Source organism: Luteibacter sp. 9135, from assembly GCF_000745005.1.
Taxonomy (GTDB): domain Bacteria; phylum Pseudomonadota; class Gammaproteobacteria; order Xanthomonadales; family Rhodanobacteraceae; genus Luteibacter.
In genome coordinates, this window is the sequence record NZ_JQNB01000001.1 from 710,231 (window position 1) to 731,352 (window position 21,122).

Annotated in this window: 16 protein-coding genes; 5 read left to right on the forward strand and 11 right to left on the reverse strand. The window is 66.8% G+C overall.

Annotated elements, in window-relative coordinates; all coding sequences use genetic code 11:
- Positions 1 to 5: 5 nt before the first annotated feature.
- Positions 6 to 788, reverse strand: coding sequence for an SDR family oxidoreductase (locus FA89_RS03210; RefSeq protein ID WP_036138144.1), 783 nt, complete (start codon positions 786 to 788; stop codon positions 6 to 8).
- A gap of 46 nt (positions 789 to 834) precedes the next feature.
- On the opposite strand from FA89_RS03210, the gene FA89_RS03215 reads away from it, so the two are divergent.
- Complete coding sequence (locus FA89_RS03215; protein ID WP_036138146.1) at positions 835 to 1,635, forward strand: ABC transporter ATP-binding protein; 801 nt, start codon at positions 835 to 837, stop codon at positions 1,633 to 1,635.
- Positions 1,636 to 1,684: 49 nt separating this feature from the next.
- Positions 1,685 to 1,900, forward strand: coding sequence for a hypothetical protein (locus FA89_RS03220; RefSeq protein WP_036138147.1), 216 nt, complete (start codon positions 1,685 to 1,687; stop codon positions 1,898 to 1,900).
- A 3-nt stretch (positions 1,901 to 1,903) separates the two neighbouring features.
- On the opposite strand, the gene sppA is transcribed toward FA89_RS03220, so the two are convergent.
- Complete coding sequence (gene sppA / locus FA89_RS03225) at positions 1,904 to 3,730, reverse strand: signal peptide peptidase SppA (protein ID WP_441295045.1); 1,827 nt, start codon at positions 3,728 to 3,730, stop codon at positions 1,904 to 1,906.
- Between the two features lie 161 nt (positions 3,731 to 3,891).
- Positions 3,892 to 5,280: an MATE family efflux transporter gene (locus FA89_RS03230; protein WP_051938492.1), complete on the reverse strand. Its 1,389-nt coding sequence runs from the start codon at positions 5,278 to 5,280 to the stop codon at positions 3,892 to 3,894.
- Between the two features lie 85 nt (positions 5,281 to 5,365).
- On the opposite strand from FA89_RS03230, the gene FA89_RS03235 reads away from it, so the two are divergent.
- From FA89_RS03235 to tal, 3 genes are all read left to right on the forward strand, one after another.
- Entirely contained in the window at positions 5,366 to 6,538 is a 1,173-nt protein-coding gene (locus tag FA89_RS03235; RefSeq protein WP_036138149.1) for a DUF3667 domain-containing protein, read from the forward strand.
- Between the two features lie 370 nt (positions 6,539 to 6,908).
- Positions 6,909 to 9,083, forward strand: coding sequence for a primosomal protein N' (locus FA89_RS03240; protein WP_036138151.1), 2,175 nt, complete (start codon positions 6,909 to 6,911; stop codon positions 9,081 to 9,083).
- 88 nt (positions 9,084 to 9,171) lie between these two features.
- Complete coding sequence (gene tal, locus FA89_RS03245) at positions 9,172 to 10,125, forward strand: transaldolase (RefSeq protein ID WP_036138153.1); 954 nt, start codon at positions 9,172 to 9,174, stop codon at positions 10,123 to 10,125.
- A 292-nt stretch (positions 10,126 to 10,417) separates the two neighbouring features.
- On the opposite strand, the gene FA89_RS03250 is transcribed toward tal, so the two are convergent.
- The 8 genes from FA89_RS03250 to FA89_RS03285 all read right to left on the reverse strand — a co-directional run bounded on the left by FA89_RS03250 (position 10,418) and on the right by FA89_RS03285 (position 21,085).
- Positions 10,418 to 11,287 (reverse strand): IS3 family transposase, encoded by an 870-nt coding sequence (locus FA89_RS03250; RefSeq protein ID WP_185754475.1) that lies wholly within the window; start codon positions 11,285 to 11,287, stop codon positions 10,418 to 10,420.
- A complete protein-coding gene (locus tag FA89_RS03255) occupies positions 11,278 to 11,583 on the reverse strand; it encodes a transposase (RefSeq protein ID WP_036137204.1) in 306 nt (101 codons plus the stop codon). The genes FA89_RS03250 and FA89_RS03255 overlap by 10 nt, the downstream gene beginning before the upstream one ends.
- Before the next feature lie 140 nt (positions 11,584 to 11,723).
- Entirely contained in the window at positions 11,724 to 13,163 is a 1,440-nt protein-coding gene (locus tag FA89_RS20025) for a coniferyl aldehyde dehydrogenase (protein ID WP_051938494.1), read from the reverse strand.
- A gap of 27 nt (positions 13,164 to 13,190) precedes the next feature.
- Complete coding sequence (locus FA89_RS20030; RefSeq protein ID WP_036138158.1) at positions 13,191 to 14,612, reverse strand: efflux transporter outer membrane subunit; 1,422 nt, start codon at positions 14,610 to 14,612, stop codon at positions 13,191 to 13,193.
- The gene (locus FA89_RS03270) at positions 14,599 to 15,774 is read right to left on the reverse strand and encodes an efflux RND transporter periplasmic adaptor subunit (RefSeq protein WP_036138160.1); all 1,176 of its coding nucleotides are present in this window, start codon (positions 15,772 to 15,774) and stop codon (positions 14,599 to 14,601) included. Before FA89_RS03270 ends, FA89_RS20030 begins: the two co-directional genes overlap by 14 nt.
- Positions 15,764 to 18,970, reverse strand: coding sequence for an efflux RND transporter permease subunit (locus FA89_RS03275; RefSeq protein WP_036138162.1), 3,207 nt, complete (start codon positions 18,968 to 18,970; stop codon positions 15,764 to 15,766). The genes FA89_RS03270 and FA89_RS03275 overlap by 11 nt, the downstream gene beginning before the upstream one ends.
- Before the next feature lie 80 nt (positions 18,971 to 19,050).
- Positions 19,051 to 20,421: a sensor histidine kinase gene (locus FA89_RS03280; protein ID WP_051938495.1), complete on the reverse strand. Its 1,371-nt coding sequence runs from the start codon at positions 20,419 to 20,421 to the stop codon at positions 19,051 to 19,053.
- A complete protein-coding gene (locus FA89_RS03285) occupies positions 20,405 to 21,085 on the reverse strand; it encodes a response regulator transcription factor (protein WP_036138164.1) in 681 nt (226 codons plus the stop codon). Before FA89_RS03285 ends, FA89_RS03280 begins: the two co-directional genes overlap by 17 nt.
- Between the last annotated feature and the right edge of the window lie 37 nt (positions 21,086 to 21,122).

Consider the following 21,122-nt stretch of genomic DNA (forward strand, 5'->3'; position numbering starts at 1 on the left):
CGCGATCAGAACCCGTAACGCAGGAACCCGCCATCCACCGCGACGATCTCGCCGGTGACGTAGCTGGAGGCCGGCAGGCAGAGGAAGGCCACCGCACCGGCGACCTCTTCGGGTTCACCGATCCGGCCCATGGGCGTGCGATCGAGCACCTCCTCGAGGTATTCCGTGTCGGCCAGTGCGGGCTCGCTTCGCTGCGTGCGGATGTACCACGGCGCCACGGCGTTCACCCGGATACCGTCCTCGGCCCATTCAACGGCCAGGTTGCGGGTCATCTGGTGCAGCGCGGCCTTGGTCATGCCATAGGGGGAACCCGTACGCACGTGCGTCACGCCGGATACCGAGCCGACGTTGACGATGGCTGCATTGGCATGCTGGATCAGGTGCGGGTAGGCGGCACGGCTCATCTCGAACGCGGAGAAGACATTCAGTTCGAACAAGGCGCGGTATTCGTCGGCCTCGTAATCGAGCGTGGCACGTGGCGTGTTGCCGCCGACGTTGTTGACCAGGATGGAAAGGTCCACGTCCAGGTCCACCACCCAGTCGAACACGGCGAGGCGGTCTTCCTGCTCGGCAAGGTCGGCCGCCATGCCCAGGATCTCGACATCGGGACACTCGTCGGCCAGTTCGTCGCGTACTTCCTGCAGGACCAGTTCGTCACGGGCGACCAGCAGCACATCGGCGCCGAGTGCGGCCAGTTCGCGCGCGCAGGCATAACCGATGCCCTTGCTCGCGCCGGTGACGAGTGCGGTGCGCCCGTCGAGGCGCCAGCTGGAAAGTCGTGGATGCATGAAAGGTCTCCGTCGTTGAGCGCATCCTACAAGGTATGCTCCGGGGATGGACGTCCAGACTCCCCTGCTCTCGATCGACCGGGCCACCGTGGTGCGCGACGGTCGAACACTGCTCGATGCGCTGTCGCTGGTCATCGCCGAAGGGCAGCACACGGCCATCCTCGGGCCCAACGGTTCGGGCAAATCCACCTTGGTGAAGCTGATCGAGCGCCGGCTCTATCCGCTGGTGCATGCGGATCGCTCACCCGTCGTGCAGGTCTTCGGTCGCGACCGCTGGAACGTGGCCGAACTGCGTCGCCTGGTCGGCGTGGTATCCGCGGACCTGCGCTGCGAGTTCGAGGCATCCAGCGATACGGCGATGGATGTGGTGCTTTCCGGCTTCTTTGCCGCGACGACGCTGGGCCTCGATCACGAGGTGAGTGACACGATGCGTGAAGGCGCCACCGAGGCCTTGCGACGCGTCGGCGCGAATCATCTCGCCGACCGCGACGTCAGCACCCTCTCCACGGGCGAGGCCCGCCGTGTACTGATCGCGCGCGCACTGGTGCATCGTCCCCGCGCCCTGCTGCTGGACGAGCCCAGCGCCGGACTGGACCCCGGCACACGGCGGCGCTTCGTCGAACTGCTGCGCCAACTGGCCCGCGAGGGCACCACCCTGGTGCTGGTCACCCATCACGTCGAGGAGATCGTTCCGGAGATCGACCAGGTAGTGATGCTGCATGACGGCGCACTGTTCGCGCAGGGTCCGAAAGCGGCGCTGCTGACGGACGCACGGCTTTCGGCGTTGTTCGACTGGCCCATCCAGGTGCAGTGCACCGGCGGGTTCTACGGCACGCGATTGCGCTGACACCGCCTGCGCGAGAGACTCCGGGGCGTCTCCCGAGGAGTTGCCTGCCATGAACCGTGCCGCTTTACCCGTGTTGATCGCGCTTGCCTGTGCGGGATGCTCGAAGCCGCCGGCACCTGCCCAAGAGCCGCCGGCGCCGCAGGCGCGCGTGCACACGCCCTGGGACTCACTCGAGGCGCAGAAGAAAAAAGCCCAGGACGTGCAGAACACGGTCGACGCCCAGGCCAAGGCCCAGGACGCCGCGCTCCGCGCGCAGGAGCAATAAGCCTTACCGCGGCGAGCAGAAGCAGTAGGCGTAGACGTTGGGCTTGCCCGCCTCCGCCGTGCGGAACAAGGCGAACTCCGGTGCCAGCTTCGGCAACATCGCCACCCAGGACGGCAGGCGCACGCCCCATGACATCGCCACGTGCGCCTCGGTGCTGTCGCCGACGTTGGTCAGGAAACGCTCGAACGCGCCCATCGGTTTCTCGGCATAACGCACGTGGACATCCTTGCCCAGATGGGCCTCCTGCGCCGCATCGCGGATCGCATCGTCGAGGTTGCCGAGCTTGTCGACCAGGCCGCGCTCCAGCGCCTGCTGGCCGGTCCAGACGCGACCCTGCGCGATAGCGTCGATGGACGCGAAGTCCTTGCCGCGCGCCTTCGCCACGTTGCCGACGAAATCGCGGTAGCCCTTGTCGATGATGCTCTGGATCAGCACGCCGACGTTCGGGTCCAGCGGGCGGGTGACGTCGAACGCGCCGGCCAGCGGACCGGTCGCCACGCCGTCGCTCTTCACGCCCAGCTTGGCAAGGGTGTCGGGCACGGTGAAGAACATGCCGAAGATGCCGATGGAGCCGGTGATGGTGTTGGGCTCGGCATAGATGCGGTTGGCATTCATCGAGATCCAGTAGCCGCCGCTGGCGGCCACGTCGCCCATGGACACCACCACGGGAATGCCTGCGGCGCGGGTGAGTTCGACCTCGCGGCGGATCTGCTCGGCGGCATACACCTCACCACCGGGCGAGTTCACGCGCAGCACCAGTGCCTTCGTGCGGCCGTCGTTACGCACGCTGCGGATGAGCGCGGCCGTGGAGTCGCCACCGATCGAACCCTGCGCCTGCTTGCCGCCGGTGATCTCGCCTTCGGCGACCACCACCGTGACGCCGTTGCCCGTCTCCAGCATGTCCGCGTTCGACAGGCCGCGATCAGCCAGGTAGCCGCCCAGGTCCACCTGGCGGAAACCCTGTTCCTTCTTGCCGGCCGGTACGCCCTGCTTGCGCAGCATCTGCACGAACTGCTGTTCGGTGGCGATGCCGTCGACGAGTTTTTCCTCGACGGCCAGGTCGGCCAGGCTGCCCCTGGCATCACGCACGCGATCGGCCAGGTTGTCCACATCGGCGCGCAGCGCCGCGGGATCGAGGTGACGGCGGGCCGCCACCTCGTCGATCCACGTGGACCAGAGGCCGCCGAGCCAGAACGCGTCGGCTTCCTTCGATTCCGGCGAGGCGTGATCGAGGATGAACGGCTCCGCCGCGCTCTTGAACTGGCCGACGCGGAACAGGTGCACCTGCACGCCCAGGCGGTCGAGCAGATCCTTGTAGAACAGGCGGTAATTGGCCAGGCCCGTGGCCATGACGCCACCCTGCGGGTCGATATAGACCTTGTCCGCATGCGAGGCGAGGTAGTACTGGCTCTGGTCCAGGCTGGCCCCCCAGGCGAGCACCGGCTTGCCGGTGGCGCGGAAGCGATCCAGCGCGGCGCCCACCTCACGCAACGAGGCGAAGCCGCCGGCCTGGAGACGGTCCGGCCGCAGCACGATGCGGGTCACGTGCGCGTCCGTGGCGGCGGCGTCGATGGCGCGCACCATGTCGCGCACCTGCACCTGCTTCACCGCGTCGCCCGACATGCGGCCCAGCGCGCGGGACAGCGGATCGGCGCTGTACTGCTCGACCAGGGCGCCCTCGGGCGCCAGCACCAGCACCGTCTGGTCGGTGACCCGGGCACCGCGGCTGCCGACGAACAGGCCCAGCAGCACCAGTGCCAGCAGGCCGAAGAAGAACACGTTGATGACGATCAGCCGGGTGAGGTTGATACCCCGGCCCAGGGTGCGCATGAAGCGGCCGAAACCGCCGCCGCGACGCGGCGCCGCCGGCGGTACCGGTGGAACCGGCTGGGGGCGATCGGGCAGGGGCGGGGGCACGGCGTCGTAGCGATCCGACATCTAAGTGGCTTCCTTGATGATGGTGTGCAGCGTAGCGCGTCGGGTCGTCGGCATCACGTGTGGAAAGACACGGGCGCCACGTTGTCGGGATCGTCGCGCCAGCGGGCCCGGGCGCTGCTGCGCCAGAACCGCGCGAACAGCAACACGGCGGCCATGCTCAGCCCGGCGATCAGGCCCATCCACATGCCGCGGGCGCCCATCTGGTGGGGAAACGCCAGCCACCAGCCGATGGGCATGCCCACCCCCCAATAGGCGAACAGGGTGATGACCATCGGCACCCGGGTGTCCTTGAGGCCGCGCAGGGCGCCGTTGGAGGCGACCTGGATGCCGTCGGAAAACTGGAACAGACCCGCCAGGACGAGCAGCTGCGAGGCCATGGCGATCACCGCGGGATCGCCCGTGTAGAGGCGCGCGATGGGGCCGGGCAGGAGCAGCATGATGCCGGACGATACGCATTGCGTGACCAGCACCAGCACGATGCCGGACATGCCCGCGTAGCGCACCCCGACGGCATCCCCCCGACCGGCGGCATTGCCGACCCGCACCGTGATCGCCATGGACAGGCCCAGCGGGATCATGAAGGCCACCGAGGCCACGTTGAGGGCCACATGGTGGCCGGCCGTGACCGTTTCGCCCAGCCGTCCGATCAGCAGGGCCACGGCGACGAACAACCCCGCCTCCATCAGGAGGGTGACGGCCATGGGCACGCCGATGTGCAGCAACTGGGCGATCTGCCGACGGTCCGGTGGGGCCATCCGCTGGCGGAGGTTGAGGTCGCGGTAGTTGCGGTGGCGGAACACGTAGATGCCGAAGCCGATGGTTTCCAGCCAGAGCACGATCGCCGTGGCGATACCGCTGCCGCGGGCGCCCATCGGCGGGATGCCGAGCTTGCCGTACATCAGCACGTAACCCAGCGGCGCCAGCATCAGCAGGCCGCCGAAGCTGAAGTACATGGAGGGCCGGGGCATGGAAAGGCCCTCGGACAACCCGCGCAGGGCGAAATAGGTGGTGAGCGCCGGCGCCGCGAAGCAGATCGCGTGCAGGAAGGCGCGCACGTCCGCCCGCATGGACTCGACCACGCCGAACACGTCCATCAGCGGCGAGGCGTGCCACACCGCCACGGCCAGCAGCAGGCCGAGCGCCCAGGCGATGTACAGCGCCTGGTGGAACACCGCGCCCACCTCGCCGCGACGCCCTGCCCCGTCGAGTTGGGCGACCGTGGGTGGCACGGCCATCATGGTGCCGATGCCGGTGACGATCGCCAGCACCCAGATATTGGCGCCCGTGACCACGGACGCCTGCGTATGCGCACCCTGGTGCCCGGCAAGCACGGCGTCGACGACGTTGGTGCCGATGGCGGAAAGCTGCGCGGCGATCATCGGCAGGGCCAACCGGACGGTGGCGCCGATCTCGCGACGGGCGCGGGCACGGTCGAGGGACATGGGAGGGCAATGACGTGTGGGCCGTCCATTGTAGCGTTCCCCGTGCGATCATCCGACCCCGCAGGGGACAAGGGGAACCTACGGAATGAACGATCTCGAGCCATCGGCCGGGCGGATGTGCGCAAACTGCGGCACGCCGCTGCAGGGCGAGTTCTGCCACGCGTGCGGCCAGTCCATCGGAAGCGTGCTGAAGCCCGTCTCCCACATGCTGGAAGACGCGGGCGATATCTTCTTCCACATGGACGAACGCATCGTCCATACGCTGCCGCCACTGTTCAGCCGGCCGGGCTACCTCACCCTGGAATATTTCTCGGGCCGCCGCGTGCGCTACATCGCGCCGTTCCGCCTGATGTTCGTGTTTTGCCTTCTGGCGTTCTTCCTGCTGCACCTGGCCATCGGCGATACGAAGTTCGGCAGCAACGACGGCAAGCCCGCCCCGGCAGGCGCACTGGAAGCCTTTGCGTCGGCCAGGACCGCTGACGAGGTGCACATCCTCTACAACGACCAGATCCGCGAAGTGCGTGACGCTCGCGACGACCCGGCCATGCCCGCCGCGGCCAAGGCGGGCCTGGGCATGGCGGCCGGCGTCATCCGCCAGGCCGCCAACGCGCGCCTGACCCAGCTGAACGCGGCGACGCTGCCCGACCAGGCCGACGAGCCCCTCCCGGAAACGAGGCGCACCGGCGAACAGAAGGTGGAAAGCTGGTTCGGCGATAAGACCAAGATGGACATCGCCTGGCTGCCCGCCCCGGTCAACCGGCGCATCGACACCGCGCTGGCCCACTTCAAGGCCAACCTGATCCCCGTGCTCAACGGCGGCGAGCAGCGCCAGGAAGCCATGCACCGGATCATCGAAGGCTTCTTCTCGGTGCTGCCCCAGGCCATGTTCGTGATGGTTCCGCTGTTTGCGCTGATCCTCAAGCTGTTCTACGTGTTCCGGCGCCGGCTGTACATGGAACACGTGATCGTGGCCCTGCACAGCCATGCGTTCCTGTTCCTGTCGCTGATGGCGCTGACCCTGCTCGGCTTCGCCCGGAGCGCGATCCAGCCCCACCTCGCTGTGGGTGGCAGCCTGATCGGCCTGGTGCAGTTCGCCCTGTGGGTATGGATGCCGGTCTATCTGCTGCTGATGCAGAAACGCGTCTACCGACAGGGCTGGGGCATCACCCTGCTGAAGTACTGGCTGATCGGCAGCCTGTATTTCTGGCTGTTGCTCGTCGTCGTCGCCGTGGCCTTCCTCATAGGCATGAGCCACTAGGATTTTTTCCCGCCCGGCGACGGTTGTACACAGGCGCAGCAAGCCCTTCGCTTTTGTCAAGGTTTTGCCGACGCTTTGTGAACGCCTCGCATGACCGATTTGCAAGCCACTGAAAATAAAGTCTATTTCAGTCTGGTTAAAATGTACGCAAGCTAACCGGAAGGGCCTAGCCATGCGCCTTGGGCACCCTCCATCCGCGGCTCATCCACAGACTTATCCACAGCGCTTGTGGATAACATGGAAACCTCCCCGACGGCGGGCACTTACCTGCGTTTCCTCTCCGCCGTGGTGCCAATGGGGTCCAAGCCCATGGCCCACTGGTCAAACCTTGACCAGCGGAATCGGCACACACCGGTAAACTAGGCCTGGCATGACACTCGTTCTCCGCGTCGCCCTACCGGTACCGCTGCTCACCCTGTTCGATTACCTGCCGCCCGCGGCAGGCGAGGCCAGGGCGGGCTCGCGCGTGCGCCTGCCGTTCGGCCGTGGCGAGATGGTGGGCATCGTCGTCGACCCCGCCGCCGAGGCGGCGGTGGGGGTGAAGCGGTTGAAACGGGTCACCGAGGTGCTGGACGACGCGCCCCTGCTCGACGCCGAGCTGATGGCGACCCTGGCCTGGGCGGCGGATTACTGGGCCGCCGCACCAGGCGAGGCCTTTGCCAACGCCTTGCCCCTGGCCCTGCGCGAGCCGCGCCCGCTCCCGGCCACCGGACGCGAAACCTGGTCGCTGACGCCCGAGGGACACGTGGCCCTCGATGCAAAGCGCCGCAAGGGCGGCTCAGCCGCGCTGCTGGACGCCCTGCGCGACGGCCCCCGGGCTGCCGACGAACTGGGCTTGGCCCTGCCGGACTGGCGGGCAGCAGCCAGGCGGCTGGCCGACGCGGCGCTGGTCGTCCGGCACGACGACGAGGACGCCGGCCCCGTGCTCTCCCGCGCTCCCGGTCCGGCCCTGAGCGACGAGCAGGCCGCCGCAGTGGCCGCCATTGCCGAGGGCTTCGGCGGGTTCCAGCCCTACCTGCTGGACGGCGTCACCGGCAGCGGCAAGACCGAGGTCTACCTTGCCCTGATCGAACGCGCGCTCGCGGAAGGCAAGCAGACCCTGTTGCTGGTGCCGGAGATCGGCCTCGCACCGCAGACGGTACGCCGCCTGCGCGAGCGACTGGGCGTGGCGATCGAGGTGCTGCACTCCAACCTGGCGGAGGGCGAGCGGGCCCGCGCCTGGCTGCGGGCCCGCAACGGCAGCGCCCGCGTCGTCCTCGGCACCCGCTCGGCCGTGTTCACCCCCCTGCCCTCCGCCGGCCTGATTATCGTCGACGAGGAACACGACGCCTCGTACAAGCAGCAGGAAGGCTTCCGCTACCACGCCCGCGACCTGGCGCTGGTGCGTGCCCGGGCGCACGGCGTGCCGGTGGTGCTCGGCTCGGCCACGCCCTCGCTGGAAACGCTGGGCAACGTCGCCGCCGGCCGCTACCGGCGGCTGGTGCTGAAGGGCCGACCGGGCGCCACGCAGTCCACGCGCGTGCAGATCGTCGACATGCGCGCCCAGCGTCTGGACCACGGCATGTCGCCCACCCTGATCAACGCCGTGGCGGCCTGCGTCGAGCGCGGCGAGCAGGCGCTGGTGTTCCGTAACCGGCGCGGCTATGCGCCGGTGCTGCTGTGTTACGACTGCGGCTGGCACGCGGACTGCCCACGCTGCGACCGGCCCATGACCCTGCACGCCGGCCGGCGCCGCCTGATCTGCCACCACTGCGACAACATCACCGCCGTGCCCACGGCCTGCCCCGCCTGCGGCTCGGCCAACATCAGTCCCCAGGGCCAGGGCACCGAGCGGCTGGAGGAAGCCCTCGTCGAACGCTTCCCCGAGGTACCGGTGGTGCGCATCGACAGGGAAACGACGCGGCGCAAAGACGCCTTCGGCCAGATTCTCGACAATTTGCGTGAAGACAAGCCAGCCATCTTGGTCGGGACGCAGATGCTGGCCAAGGGCCACGACCTGCCCAACCTCACCCTGGTGGCCATCGTCGGAGTGGACGAAGGCCTGCACAGTGTCGATTTTCGCGCCAGCGAGCGCCTGGCCCAGCTGGTGGTCCAGGTGGCCGGCCGGGCTGGCCGCGCCAGCAAACCGGGCAGCGTGCTCCTGCAGACCCACCACCCCGACCACCCCATGCTGCATGCGCTGCTGCGCGGCGGCTATGGCGCGGTGGCGACGGAGCTGCTGGAGGAGCGCCGCCTGCTCGACCTGCCGCCGCTTTCGCACCAGGTGCTGCTACGCGCGGATGCGCACGGTCGTGCCGAGGTGGAAGAGTTCCTGGCGCAGGCCCACGGCGCCTTGGGCGATCCGGCCGACCTGCGCGTCGCCGGCCCCATGCCCGCACCCATGCCACTGAGGGCCGGGCGCCACCGTGGGCAGCTGCTGGTCGAAGCCGGCACGCGCGCACGGCTGCACGGCTTCCTGCGGCCCTGGCAGCAGGCGCTGGTAGCCTTGCCTGCGGCACGCAAGGTGCGCTGGTCGCTCGATGTGGATCCCATCGACCTGTATTGAACTTGCTGAACCGATACGCACAGATCCCTGTCCCTTCACGCCGAACGGCGCGACAATAGGGGTCTTATCAGGTAACGGAACCCTCAACGTGACCACTCAGCTCGAGCAACTGCGCAAGATCACTACTGTCGTGGCCGATACCGGCGACATCACCGCCATCGCCAAGTACAAGCCGGAAGACGCGACCACCAACCCGTCCCTGCTGCTGGCCGCCGCCGGTATCCCCGCTTACTCGGGTTATATCGACGAGGCGATCGACTGGGCGAAGAGCCAGGGCAACAGCCGCGACCAGCAGCTGACCGACGCTGGCGATCGCCTCGCCGTGCTGGTCGGCCGTGAGATCCTCAAGATCGTACCGGGCCGCGTTTCCACTGAGGTCGATGCCCGCCTCTCCTTCGATACCAACGCGTCCATCGAGAAAGCCAAGCGCCTGATCGGCTTCTACGAAGACATCGGCATCAAGAAAGAGCGCATCCTGATCAAGCTCGCCTCCACCTGGGAAGGCATCCGCGCTGCGGAACAGCTGCAGAAGGAAGGCATCAACTGCAACCTCACGCTGCTCTTCAGCTTCGAACAGGCCGTGGCCTGCGCCGAGGCCGGCGCGTTCCTCATCTCGCCCTTCGTCGGTCGCATCTTCGACTGGTACGTGGCCAACACCGACAAGAAGACCTACGAGCCGGCGGAAGATCCCGGCGTGCAGTCGGTCCGTCGCATCTACGACTGGTACAAGCTGCACGGCTACGAAACAGTCGTGATGGGCGCCAGCTTCCGCAACATCGGCCAGATCCAGGCCCTCGCCGGCTGCGACCGCCTGACCATCTCGCCCAACCTGCTCAAGGAACTGGAAGAGAACACCAGCGATCTGCCGGTGGCGCTGAAGGACAGCGGCCGCCGCGAAGACAAGCCGGGCCGCATCGACGAAGCCAAGTTCCGCTGGGGCCACAACGAGAACGCCATGGCCACTGACAAGCTGGCCGAAGGCATCCGCAAGTTCGCCGTCGACCAGCGCAAGCTCGAAGAACTGCTGGGCGCGAAGCTGTAAAACCCGCTCACCGCTGAACCCAAAAAGGGGCCGACTCACGTCGGCCCCTTTTTTTCGCGCCCGCCCCGAACCGCCTAACCGACGCACCAACGCACCAACGCACCACTTTAGGAGCGGACGATGTCCGCGAACCCTAAACTCCCCTATCGCGAACGAAGCCATGCCTACACCACTGCCTGCGTTTCCGAACGCAAAACGAAATGAATTCGCGGACATCGTCCGCTCCTACACCCCCGACGCCTGTCGTAGCGAAAGGCATCATGAGCTTGCCCCGGTTTAATGGACACTCAAGTTATGGGATAGCAGCTTCGGTCGCCGCAGGCGATCGATAGCCGTTGGTCGAGTGTAAGCGCTGCCGGTTATAAAACACTTCGATGTATTCAAAAACCACGTGGCGTGCCTCCTCGATCGAGGCGTAGCGGCGTGGGGCTGCGATCTCGCACTTCAACGTACTGAAGAAGCTCTCAGCCACCGCGTTGTCCCAACACTCGCCGCGCCGGCTCATGCTTACCCGCATACCCAGTCGAGCGAGTTCGGCCTGATAGGCCGCGCTCGTGTACTGACTGCCCTGGTCGGAGTGATGGAGCACTCCCTGCGCCGAACCGCGCTGGCCTACGGCCATGCGCAAAGCCTGCAAGGGCAAGTCGGTATGCATAGTCGCAGCCGTTGCGTGGCCAATCACTCGCCGGGCGTACAGATCGATCACGACGGCCAGATACATTGGACCCTGTTGCGTGGCGAACTGTGTCATGTCCGTTACCCAGACCTGATCAGGCGCGGCCGTGGTGAAGCATCGATCAACATGGTTATCGGCCACCGCGGACACCGTGGCGGCCCGTCGTGATGCCTTGCTTGTACGCCAGCTGCGCCCGACGAGACCGCCCTGGCGCATCAAGCGGGCGGTCGCATGGCGCCCCAGGCTCAGCCCCTGCTCACGAGCCAGATGCCATAGCCGGGGACTGCCGTAAAGCCCTCGGCTGCGCTCATGCAACTGCTTCAGCTGCGCCAGGTGCTGGCGGTCACGAAGCACGCGGGGGCTCGGATGCTTTTGGCGATGCCGCCAGGCATAGAAGCTGTTGCGACCCACCTCGAGCAGCCGGCAGAGGACCACGATGGAGTACGACGCGCTCTCCGCTTCGATAAACCGGCATCTCAGCTCGATTCCTTGGCGAAGAACGCCGTCGCTTTTTTTAGGATGTCACGCTCCATCCGCAGGATCTCGTTCTCGCGTCGAAGCTGCTGTATCTCGGCCTGCTCGGCCGTCAGCGGAACGGCGGGGGGCGATCGCGAAGGCGCTCCAGAACCGGCTTGAACCTTCTCGATCCAGCGCCTGAAGACACTCTCGACCAGATCCAGGTCACGGCATACCCGAGACACCGGCTGACCTCGCTCAAGGACCAGGGCAACCGCGCCGGCCTTGAAATCAGGTGTGAACTGACGACGAATTCTTTTTGACATGGGACACCTCTGAACGAACCTTACGGCTCACGATGGGTGTCCATCAAATCCGGGCAAGCTCATCATTCGTTATAGGGGCGTTGAGGGGTTCGCGGACATCGTCCGCTCCTACACATGCATGCACATGTCATGACAACGTTTCAGCGACGGAGCTTGAGGCGCATCAGTCGCTTTATAGCTGCGCCATACGGCGGCCTGAGCATCGCGGTCACATCGAAACTCGCTTGCTTATAGACCGGTCGCGCATGACTGAAAGTAAGAAACCCCGTCTTGCCGTGATACGCGCCCGACCCCGACGCGCCGATGCCGCCGAACGGCAGGTCATCCATCGCCAGGTGCATCACCGTATCGTTGATCGTGACGCCACCGACCACCGTGCGTGACAGCACGCGCTCCTGCTCCGCCACATGGTTGCCGAAATAATAAAGACTCAGCGGCCGTTCGTGCCGGTTGACGTACGCGATGGCGTCGTCGATACCGTCATAGGGCAACACCGGCAGGATCGGCCCGAAGATCTCGTCGCGCATGACGTCCATCGCGTCGTTGGCGTTGAGCACCGCCATCGGCGGGATGCGGCGATCCGCATTGGCAGCGATGGCGCCAACGTCAACGTCGACGGGTACGGCAAGCTCCGTGTCGGTGGGAACAAGCATGCGCACAGTCGCACCGCCAGCACGCGCATTGTCCAGATAACCCATCAATCGCGCATGATGCCGATCATTGACGATCGAGGTGTAGTCCGGACTGTCCCGCCACGTCGGAAACATCGCCCCCGCGGCACGCGAAAGCGCAGCGACGAATGTCTCCACACGATCGCGCGGTACCAGTGCATAATCCGGCGCCACGCACATCTGCCCCGCATTGAGCGTCTTGCCGAACATCAACCGACGTGCGGCAAGATCAAGATCGGCATCGCGACCGACGATGGCCGGCGACTTGCCGCCCAGCTCCAGCGTCACCGGCACGAGGTGTTCCGCCGCCGCACGCACGATGTGCTTCGCCACCGAGGTGGCACCGGTGAACAACAAATGGTCGAAGGGAAGCCGGGAAAACGCCTCGCCCACGTCCGGACCGCCGGTCACCACCGCGATCTCGGTGTCGGCGAACGCGGTGCCGATCATCTGCTGCATCAGCGCCGAACAACGCGGCGTGAGTTCGGACGGCTTGATCATCGCGCGGTTACCCGCGGCGAGTACGCCCGCCAGCGGCGCAAAGGTGAGGTTGAACGGGAAATTCCATGGCGAGATGACACCGACCACGCCCTTGGGTAGGTAGTCCACCCAGGCCCGCGCGCCCAGCAACGCGAGCGGTGCGGGCGATACCGCGCGGCGCTCGCGGCGCATCCACGCCCGCACATGGCGCTTTGCGTGCTTCAACGGTTCTATGGACGCCGCCACATCGGTGAACAGCGAGGCATCCACGCTGCGGTGGCCGAAGTCTTCGTTCAGCGCGTGGGTGATGGCGTCCGCGTGATCGACCAGCAGGCCGATGGCACGATCGAGGCGGTCGATGCGCGTCTCTGCCGAAGGCGGGCCTTCGGCGAGCTGGGCGGCTTTCTGGCGGTCGAGAATGGTCTGCATCCGGCCAGTGTAAGCCCGGATGCGTGATCAGGTGGCGGACGCGGACCAGCCGCCACCCAGGGCGCGGATCAGCTGCACGCTGGCGCGCAGCTGACGTGTTTCCAGGTCGATCACGTTGCGGCGGGCATCCAGCGCGGTCGTCTGCGCCTGCACCACGTCCAGGTAGCCCACCGCGCCTTCCCGGTAGCGGTTCATCGACAGGTCGACCGATCGCTGGGCCGCATCGGCGGCGGCGCGCTGGTCGACCAGTGCCGCACCCAGGTCGCGCAGCAGCGTGAGGTTGTCCTCGACCTGGGCGAAGGCATTGAGCACTACGTCGCGGTAGCGCGCGCCGGCTTCGTCGGTGGCGGCCTGCGCCTGTGCGACCACGGCCTTGCGGCGACCGCCGTCGAACAGGTTGAGCGCCAGCGTCGGCCCGATCGCCCAGAAACGGTTGGGCGCCGTGGCGATGCTGCCCCACGACGAACTCTGCCAGCCACCCTGCCCGTCCAGCGTCAGCTGCGGGTAGAACGCGGATTTCGCCACGCCGATGCGCGCGTTGGCGGCGGCCGTGCGTCGCTCTGCCGCCGCGATGTCCGGGCGACGCTGGAGAATGAGCGACGGCACCTCCAGCGGAAGGGTCGGCACCTTGACCTGCCCGTCGTCGGCCGCGAGCTGGAAGTTCGAGGCCGTATCGCCCACCAGCACGGCGATCGCATGCAGCACCAGGCTGCGTTGTGCCTGCGCCTGGGTCAGCTGCGATTTCGCGCTGGATAGCTGGGTCTGTGCGCGCGCCACGTCCAGGCCGGAGGCGATGCCGCCGTTATGCCGGGACTGCGTCAGCTTCAATGCCCGGGCGAACGCGTCGATGCTCTGCTTCAACACGGTGACCTGCCGGTCGAACCCGTTGAGTTGCAGGTAGCTGTCGGCAAGCTGCGCCTGCAGGCTGAGGCGCGCGGCGGCAAGATCGTCCGCGGCGGCTACCTGCTCGGCCTTGCCCGCGGTGACGGTGTCGCGCACGCGCCCCCACAGGTCCACTTCGTAATCCAGCTGCGCGCCGATCGTGTACGAGTCGTAGTAGGACGGCGACGTGGCACCGCGCAAAGGCCGGGTGTCCGATTCGCGGTTGCGCGTGCCGTTGGCATTCAGGCCGATCTGCGGGAACAGGCCTGCGCGCACCTGGCGCAGAACGGCTTCCGACTGTTCGTAATGCGCCAGCGCGGCGGCGAGGGACGCGTTGTTGGCCAGCAGCTTCGCCTGCAGCGCATCGAGTCGGGCATCCCCATAGAGGGTCCACCAGCTATCGCGCGCCAGGCGATCGGCGGGCTTCGCCTCCGTCCACGGCGACACGGCATTGGCGTACTGCGGTGCCACGGGCACCTCGGGGGCCCGGTACGGCGGCGCCAGCGAACAGGCCGTCATGCCGACGGCGACGAGGGCCACCAGCGCTACCCGCTCAGGCCGGCGCATGATCACCCTCCGCCTTCTTGGGCGCGTTCACCCGCACGGTGTCGCCATCTGCCAGCCCGTCCGGCGGGCTCTCGATGAGACGATCGCCGCGGGCGATCCCGGAGGACAGCTGCACGGTCTTGCCCATGTCACGCGCGACGGTAACGGTGCGGAAGCTCACCTTGTCGTGCGCATCGAGCACCGCGACGCGCAGCCCCCGGTCGTCGAATACCAGCGCGCTGGCAGGAACACTGAACAACGCGGCGTTACCGGGCAGGTCGAAGGTCACACTGGCGTAGGCACCGGGCAGCAGCGTGCCTTCGGCGTTGTCCACGGACACCTGGACCAGCGTGGTGCCCGTGGCCGCATTGATGGCGGACGACGAGGATTCCACGATACCCGTGAAGGTACGCCCCGGGTATTCCGGCACGGTGAGCTTCACGGTCGAGCCCCGCTTGATCGACGGCGCGTCGTTCTGCGGCACGTTGACATACATGCGCAGCTTGCGCGTGTCGGAGACGACGAACAGTTCCTGGCCGCCGCCACCCGCATTGATCAGCGCGCCCACATCCGTCTCGCGTGCCGTCACCGTGCCATCGAACGGCGCGGTGAGCCGCGCAAATCCCTTCAGCGCCTGGATACGTTCCAGGTTGGCCTGCGCCGCGGTGGCGAGCGCGTGCTTGGCCTCGTAGTCGCCTGTCTTCTCATCCACTTCCTGGCGGGAGACGGAATCGGAATCGCTCATGGATTTCCATCGCTTCGCCGTGGTCTGCGCCAGCGCCTCGTTGGCGCGCGCACTGGCCAGGTCGGCCCGCGCCTGCAGCAGCTGCTGGTCGAGATCCGGCGTTTCGATTTCGGCCAGCACATCGCCGGCCTTCACCTTCTGGCCGATGTCCGCTTTCCAGAACTTGAGGTAGCCGCTGGTGCGCGCGTAGATCGGCGCACGGGCATAGGCCTGCAACCGGCCGGGAAGATTGAGCTCGCCGCCGCCCTGCCCGCCCTGCGGCTCGACCACGTTCACCGTCGGCACGGCCTGCTCGTCCGTCCAGGTGCGCAGCTTGCGTGAGTCGTTGGCGCGCGTAGCGATGCCGGCGACGACGATCGCCAGCACCACGATGACGGCGATGATGCCGACGATGCGCAGACGACGCGGCGGTGGGGTATGCAACGTATCAGGCGACATGGACAGGCTCTCCGGAGGGCTTCGCCGGTGGTGTGGGGGACGCATGGCCGCGACGGCCGTGGATGATGCTGAAAACGACGGGGACGAACAGCAGCGTGGCGATCGTGGCGAAGATCAGGCCGCCGATCACCGCGCGGCCGAGCGGCGCGTTCTGCTCACCGCCCTCGCCCAGGCCCAGCGCCATCGGGCCCATGCCGATGATCATCGCCAGCGCGGTCATCAGCACCGGGCGGAAACGGACGAAGCCGCCCTCGAGCGCCGCGGCGGTGGCATCGCCGAGTTCGGCCAGGCGCTCGCGACAGAAGCTGACCACCAGGATGGAGTTGGCGGTGGCCACGCCCATGCACATGATCGCGCCAGTCAGCGCGGGCACCGACAGCGTGGTGTGCGTGGCGAACAGCATCCAGACGATGCCGGCGATGGCTGCGGGCAACGCCGTGACGATCACGAACGGGTCGCTCCACGACTGGAAGTTGACCACGATCAGCAGGTAGATGAGCACGATGGCGCCGAGCAAGCCGAAGATCAGCCCGGAGAACGCGTTGTTCATCGTCTGTACCTGGCCCAGCAGCGCGACGCTCGACGCCTTCGGCAGGTCTTTCTTGTGCGCATCGATGATGGCCTGGATATCCGCGGCCACGGCGCCCAGGTCGCGATCCTGCGTGGTGGCGTAGATCTCCACCATCGACTGAATGTTGTACTGGCTGACCACTGCGTTGGTGGCCGTACGCTCGATGGTGGCGAAGCCACCGAGGATCTGGGAACCCGCCGTGCCGCTGCTGGGCGTGACCGGCACGTTCTGCAGGTCGGCCAGCGAGTCCATGGCGTATTGCGGTGTCTGCATCACGATGGGATACGACACGCCGTTCTGCGGGTTGAGCCAATAGGTGGGCGCGATCTGGCTGGAACCGGCCAGGTTCACGCCCAGGCTGCTGGTGACGTCCCGGGCGGTGATGCCGACCTGCTGGGCCTGGCTGCGGTCCATGTTCACGTTGAGGGTGGGATTGGCCTGCGATTGCTGTATACGCGCATCGGCCACGCCGGGCACCCGACGGATCTCACGCAACAGGCGATCGGCATAGGCGAAGTTAGCTATCAGGTTGGGGCCGCGCACCTGCAGGTCGATCGGTGCCGGCGAGCCGAAGTTGAGGATCTGGCTGATGATGTCCGCCGGCGGAAACGAGAACGTCGTACCCGGGAATTCCCGCGGCAGTTTTTCGCGCAGCGTGCGGATGTAATCCGCCGTGGGCGCGTGCCCCTCGTTCAGCGCGATCTGGATGTCGCCGTCCTGCGCACCGATGGTGCCGGTGTTGTTGTACGCGTTGTTGATACCCGAGTTGGACAGGCCGATGTTGTCCACCAGCGTACCCAGTTCTTCCCGCGGGATGATGCGGCGCACGGCGTTGCTCACCTGCGCGAAGATGCGCGCGCTTTCCTCCACGCGCGAACCGACCGGCGCCCGCACATGCATGAGGATCTGGCCGGAATCCACCGACGGGAAGAAGTTACGGCCCAGCATCGGTACCAGGCCGAACGACAGCACCACGAACGCCATGAAGACGATCACGAAGACCTTGCGATGGGCGAGCGCCATACCGAGCAGCCCGTGGTAGCGCTCGCGCACCGATTCGAAGCGTGACTCGAAACCCCGCTGGAAGCGCACCAGCGGATTGCGCGACGGCGCCTTGCCCTCGCCATGCGGATCGTCGTGAGTATGCGGATGCAACAGGTACTTCGCCATCGTGGGCACGAGCGTGCGCGAGAGGATGAACGACGCGATCATCGCGAACATCACCGCCTCGGCCATCGGCACGAAGAGGAAGCGGGCGACACCGTTGAGAAAGAACATCGGCACGAAGACGATGCAGATGCACAGCAGCGACACGAAGGCCGGGGTGACGATCTGCGCGGCACCGTCGAGAATCGCCGTCTCCACGTCCTTGCCCTGCTCCAGGTGCCAGTTGATGTTCTCGATCGTCACCGTGGCGTCGTCGACCAGGATGCCCACCGCCAGCGCCAGGCCACCCAGCGTCATGATGTTCATGGTCTCGCCGAACGCCGCTAGTCCGGCGATCGAACCCAGGATGGACAGCGGGATCGACGTGGCGATGATCACGGTCGAGCGCCAGCTGCCAAGGAACAGCAGGATCATCAGGCTGGTCAGCGCGGCAGCGATCACGCCCTCGCGCGCCACTCCCTCGATGGCACCGCTGACGAACAGCGACTGGTCGCCGATCGGCTTGATCTCCAGCGAGGGAGGCACGGACTCCTTCAGCCCGGCGACACGGTCCTTGATGCCCTGGATGATCGCCAGCGTGGATGCAGAACCGTTCTTCAGCACCGTCATCAGCACCGAGCGGTTGCCGTCGACGTGCACGATATTGGTCTGCGGCGGCGAGCCGTCGCGCACGTGGGCCACGTCGCGGATGTACACGGTGGCGCCGTCCACGGTTTTCACGGGCAGGTTGCCCAGTTCGTCGATCACCGAGGGCGCATTGTTGAGTTGCAGCGTGTACTCGAACCGTCCGATCTTCTGCGTGCCCACCGGCGTGATCAGGTTCTGCGCGGCGAGGGCGTTGGCCACGTCCTGCGCGGACAGCCCGCGCGCCTGCAGCGCACCGGGATCGATGTCGATCTGCACCTGGCGCGTCTTGCCGCCGAAGGGGTACGGAATGGCCGCGCCCGGCACGGACGTCAACTGCGGACGGATGACGTTGAGGCCCAGGTCGCCCAGGTTCTGCTCGGTCAGGCCCTTGCCGGACAGCGCCAGCTGGATGATCGGCACCGTGGATGCGCTGTAGTTGAGGATGAGCGGCGGCGTGATGCCCTGGGGCAGCTGCTTCAGCAGCGTCTGCGCCACGGCGGTGACCTGCGCGTTGGCCGTACGGATGTCCACCGTCGGTTGAAAGAAGATCTTGACGATGCCGAAGCCCTGGATCGAGTTGGCTTCGATGTGTTCCACATCGTTCACGGTGGTGGTGAGCACGCGTTCGAATGGCGAGGTCACGCGGCCGGCCATCTGGTCGGGCGGCAGGCCGGTGTACTGCCACACCACCGCGATCACCGGAATGCGGATCTCGGGAAAGATATCCGTCGGCGTGCGCAGCGCCGCCAGCGGACCCACGATGAGGATCAACAACGCGAGGACGATGAAGGTATACGGTCGCGTGAGTGCGATCCGGACGATGCCGATCATGGGAGAAAGATTCCGTGCGCGAATGCTGCGTCGCGGCGAAGTTTGCCCCCACGGGCCCGCAGGCCGTAGTTAAGATTTGTTTAGGCTGGCACGGCGGGGCATGTCACGGAGAACACGGCGCCGCGCTCGTCACCGCCGACCGCGAGCGAATAGCCATGCAGCCTCACGATGGCGCTGACGATCGCCAGCCCCAGGCCGCACCCGGGCTTGGCGCGGGTTTCGTCGGCACGATAGAAGCGCCGGAATACCGCTTCGCGCTCACCCTCGGGAATGCCCGGGCCCGTGTCAGCGATGTCGATGCGCGCCTCGCCCGACGCGTCCGTCAAGGCCACCATGCACACCGTACCGTGGTCCGGGGTGAACTTGATGGCGTTGCCGACGAGGTTGGCGAACGCCTCGAACATGAGCTGGGGATCGCCGCGTAGCGGCGGCAGCGCACCCACTTCCAGGCGGAAATCCTGGCCGCGGTCCTCCGCCAGCGGGGCGTAGAACTCGTGCACGTTGCGCAGCACGGCGCCGATGTCGAGCGGTTCGAAGCACGCACTGCGCTGGCGATCCTCCAGCTCCGACACGCGCAGCAAGGCGCGAAAGCGCCCCAAGACGGTGTCGATGTCGGCCACGCACGCCTCCAGCGCATCGCCTTCGGGCAACACGGCAAACTGCTGTTGCAGACGATAGAGCCGCGTGCGCACACGCGTGAGCGGTGTCCGCAGGTCGTGGGCGATGTTGTCGGTCACGCCCTTGACCTCGCCGAGCAGCCGTTCGATCTCGCCCAGGGCCGTGTTGACGGTGGCGGCCAGCAGGTCGACCTCGTCACCGCCACGCGTCACCGGCAGGCGCACACTGAGGTCACCCTCGCGAATGGGCGCCATCGCCTGCTGGATGGCACGGATACGCCGCGCGGGGCCACGCGCAATCAGCACGCCACCCAACACCCCTGGGATCAGCGTGAGCGACAGTCCCCACAGCAGGCCGCGGCGGATGATCGCGCCCAGGCCATCGATGGTCGTGCTGTCTTTGGCCACCACCAGGCGCTGGCCACCGGGCAACAGGCGGGTGACGCCGCGAGCGCGCAGTGGTGAGCGGCGTGCGGAGGCGAGGACGTTGGCCTGCACCGAGGTCACCACGCCGTCCTCCGTCAGTTCGGCCGGCACGTGCGCGATATTGCCTGAGATACGGCGGCCGTCGGCCGCGAACAGCCCCACCCACATGAAGCCCTGCACGTCGACGGCGCTGGCGGCTTCCACGGTTTCCGGCAGGCGATGCGGGTCGGTGGTTTCCAGGTAATGGATGCGCGCGGCCAGCATCTGGTCGACCACACCGGTCAGGTAGCGCGAGGTTTCCCACTGCACCACGCCCAGCAACACCACGCACCAGATCGCGAAAAGCGCCCCGTAGATGAGGATCAGGCGCGACGTGGCGGAACGCCAGGCGTCAGTCAGCGGGCGCAAGCAGGTATCCCGATCCGCGCACGGTGCGGATCAGCGGCGGCTGGCCGCTGCCGTCGATCTTGCGGCGAAGGCGTCCGATATGGACATCGATGACATTGGTTCCCGGGTCGAAATGGAACCCCCAGACATGCTCGAAGATCATCTGCCGCGTCACCACCTGCCCCGCATTGCGCATGAGGAATTCGAGCAGGCGGAACTCCGTGGGCAGCAGGGTAAGCGGCTGGCCGTTGCGCATGGCGTTGTGCTTGACCAGGTCGAGCTCCAGGTCGGCCACGCGCAGCCGGGTCTCGTTCGCGCTGGGCCGCCGCCGGCGGAGCAGCACTTCGGCGCGCGCGGCCAGTTCGTCCGGCGAGAAGGGCTTGGTGAGGTAGTCGTCGCCACCGGCGCGTAGTCCACGGACACGCTCGTCCACGTCGGACAAGGCACTGATCATCAGCACCGGAGTATCGATGCGGCGCTGGCGCAACGCGGACACGATGTCGATGCCGTCCATGCCGGGCAGCATGCGATCGAGCGTGATGATGTCGTAGCCGTCGGCCAGGGCGCGTGCGAGGCCATCGCGGCCATTGGCCACCCAGTCGGCGGTCAGGCCGTGCGCGGCCAGTTCCGCGACGATGTCACGCGCGGTGACTTCATCGTCCTCGATGACCAGGGCCTTCGGCATCCGCAGCGACTCCCGAGCAAAACGAATAGGAACAACG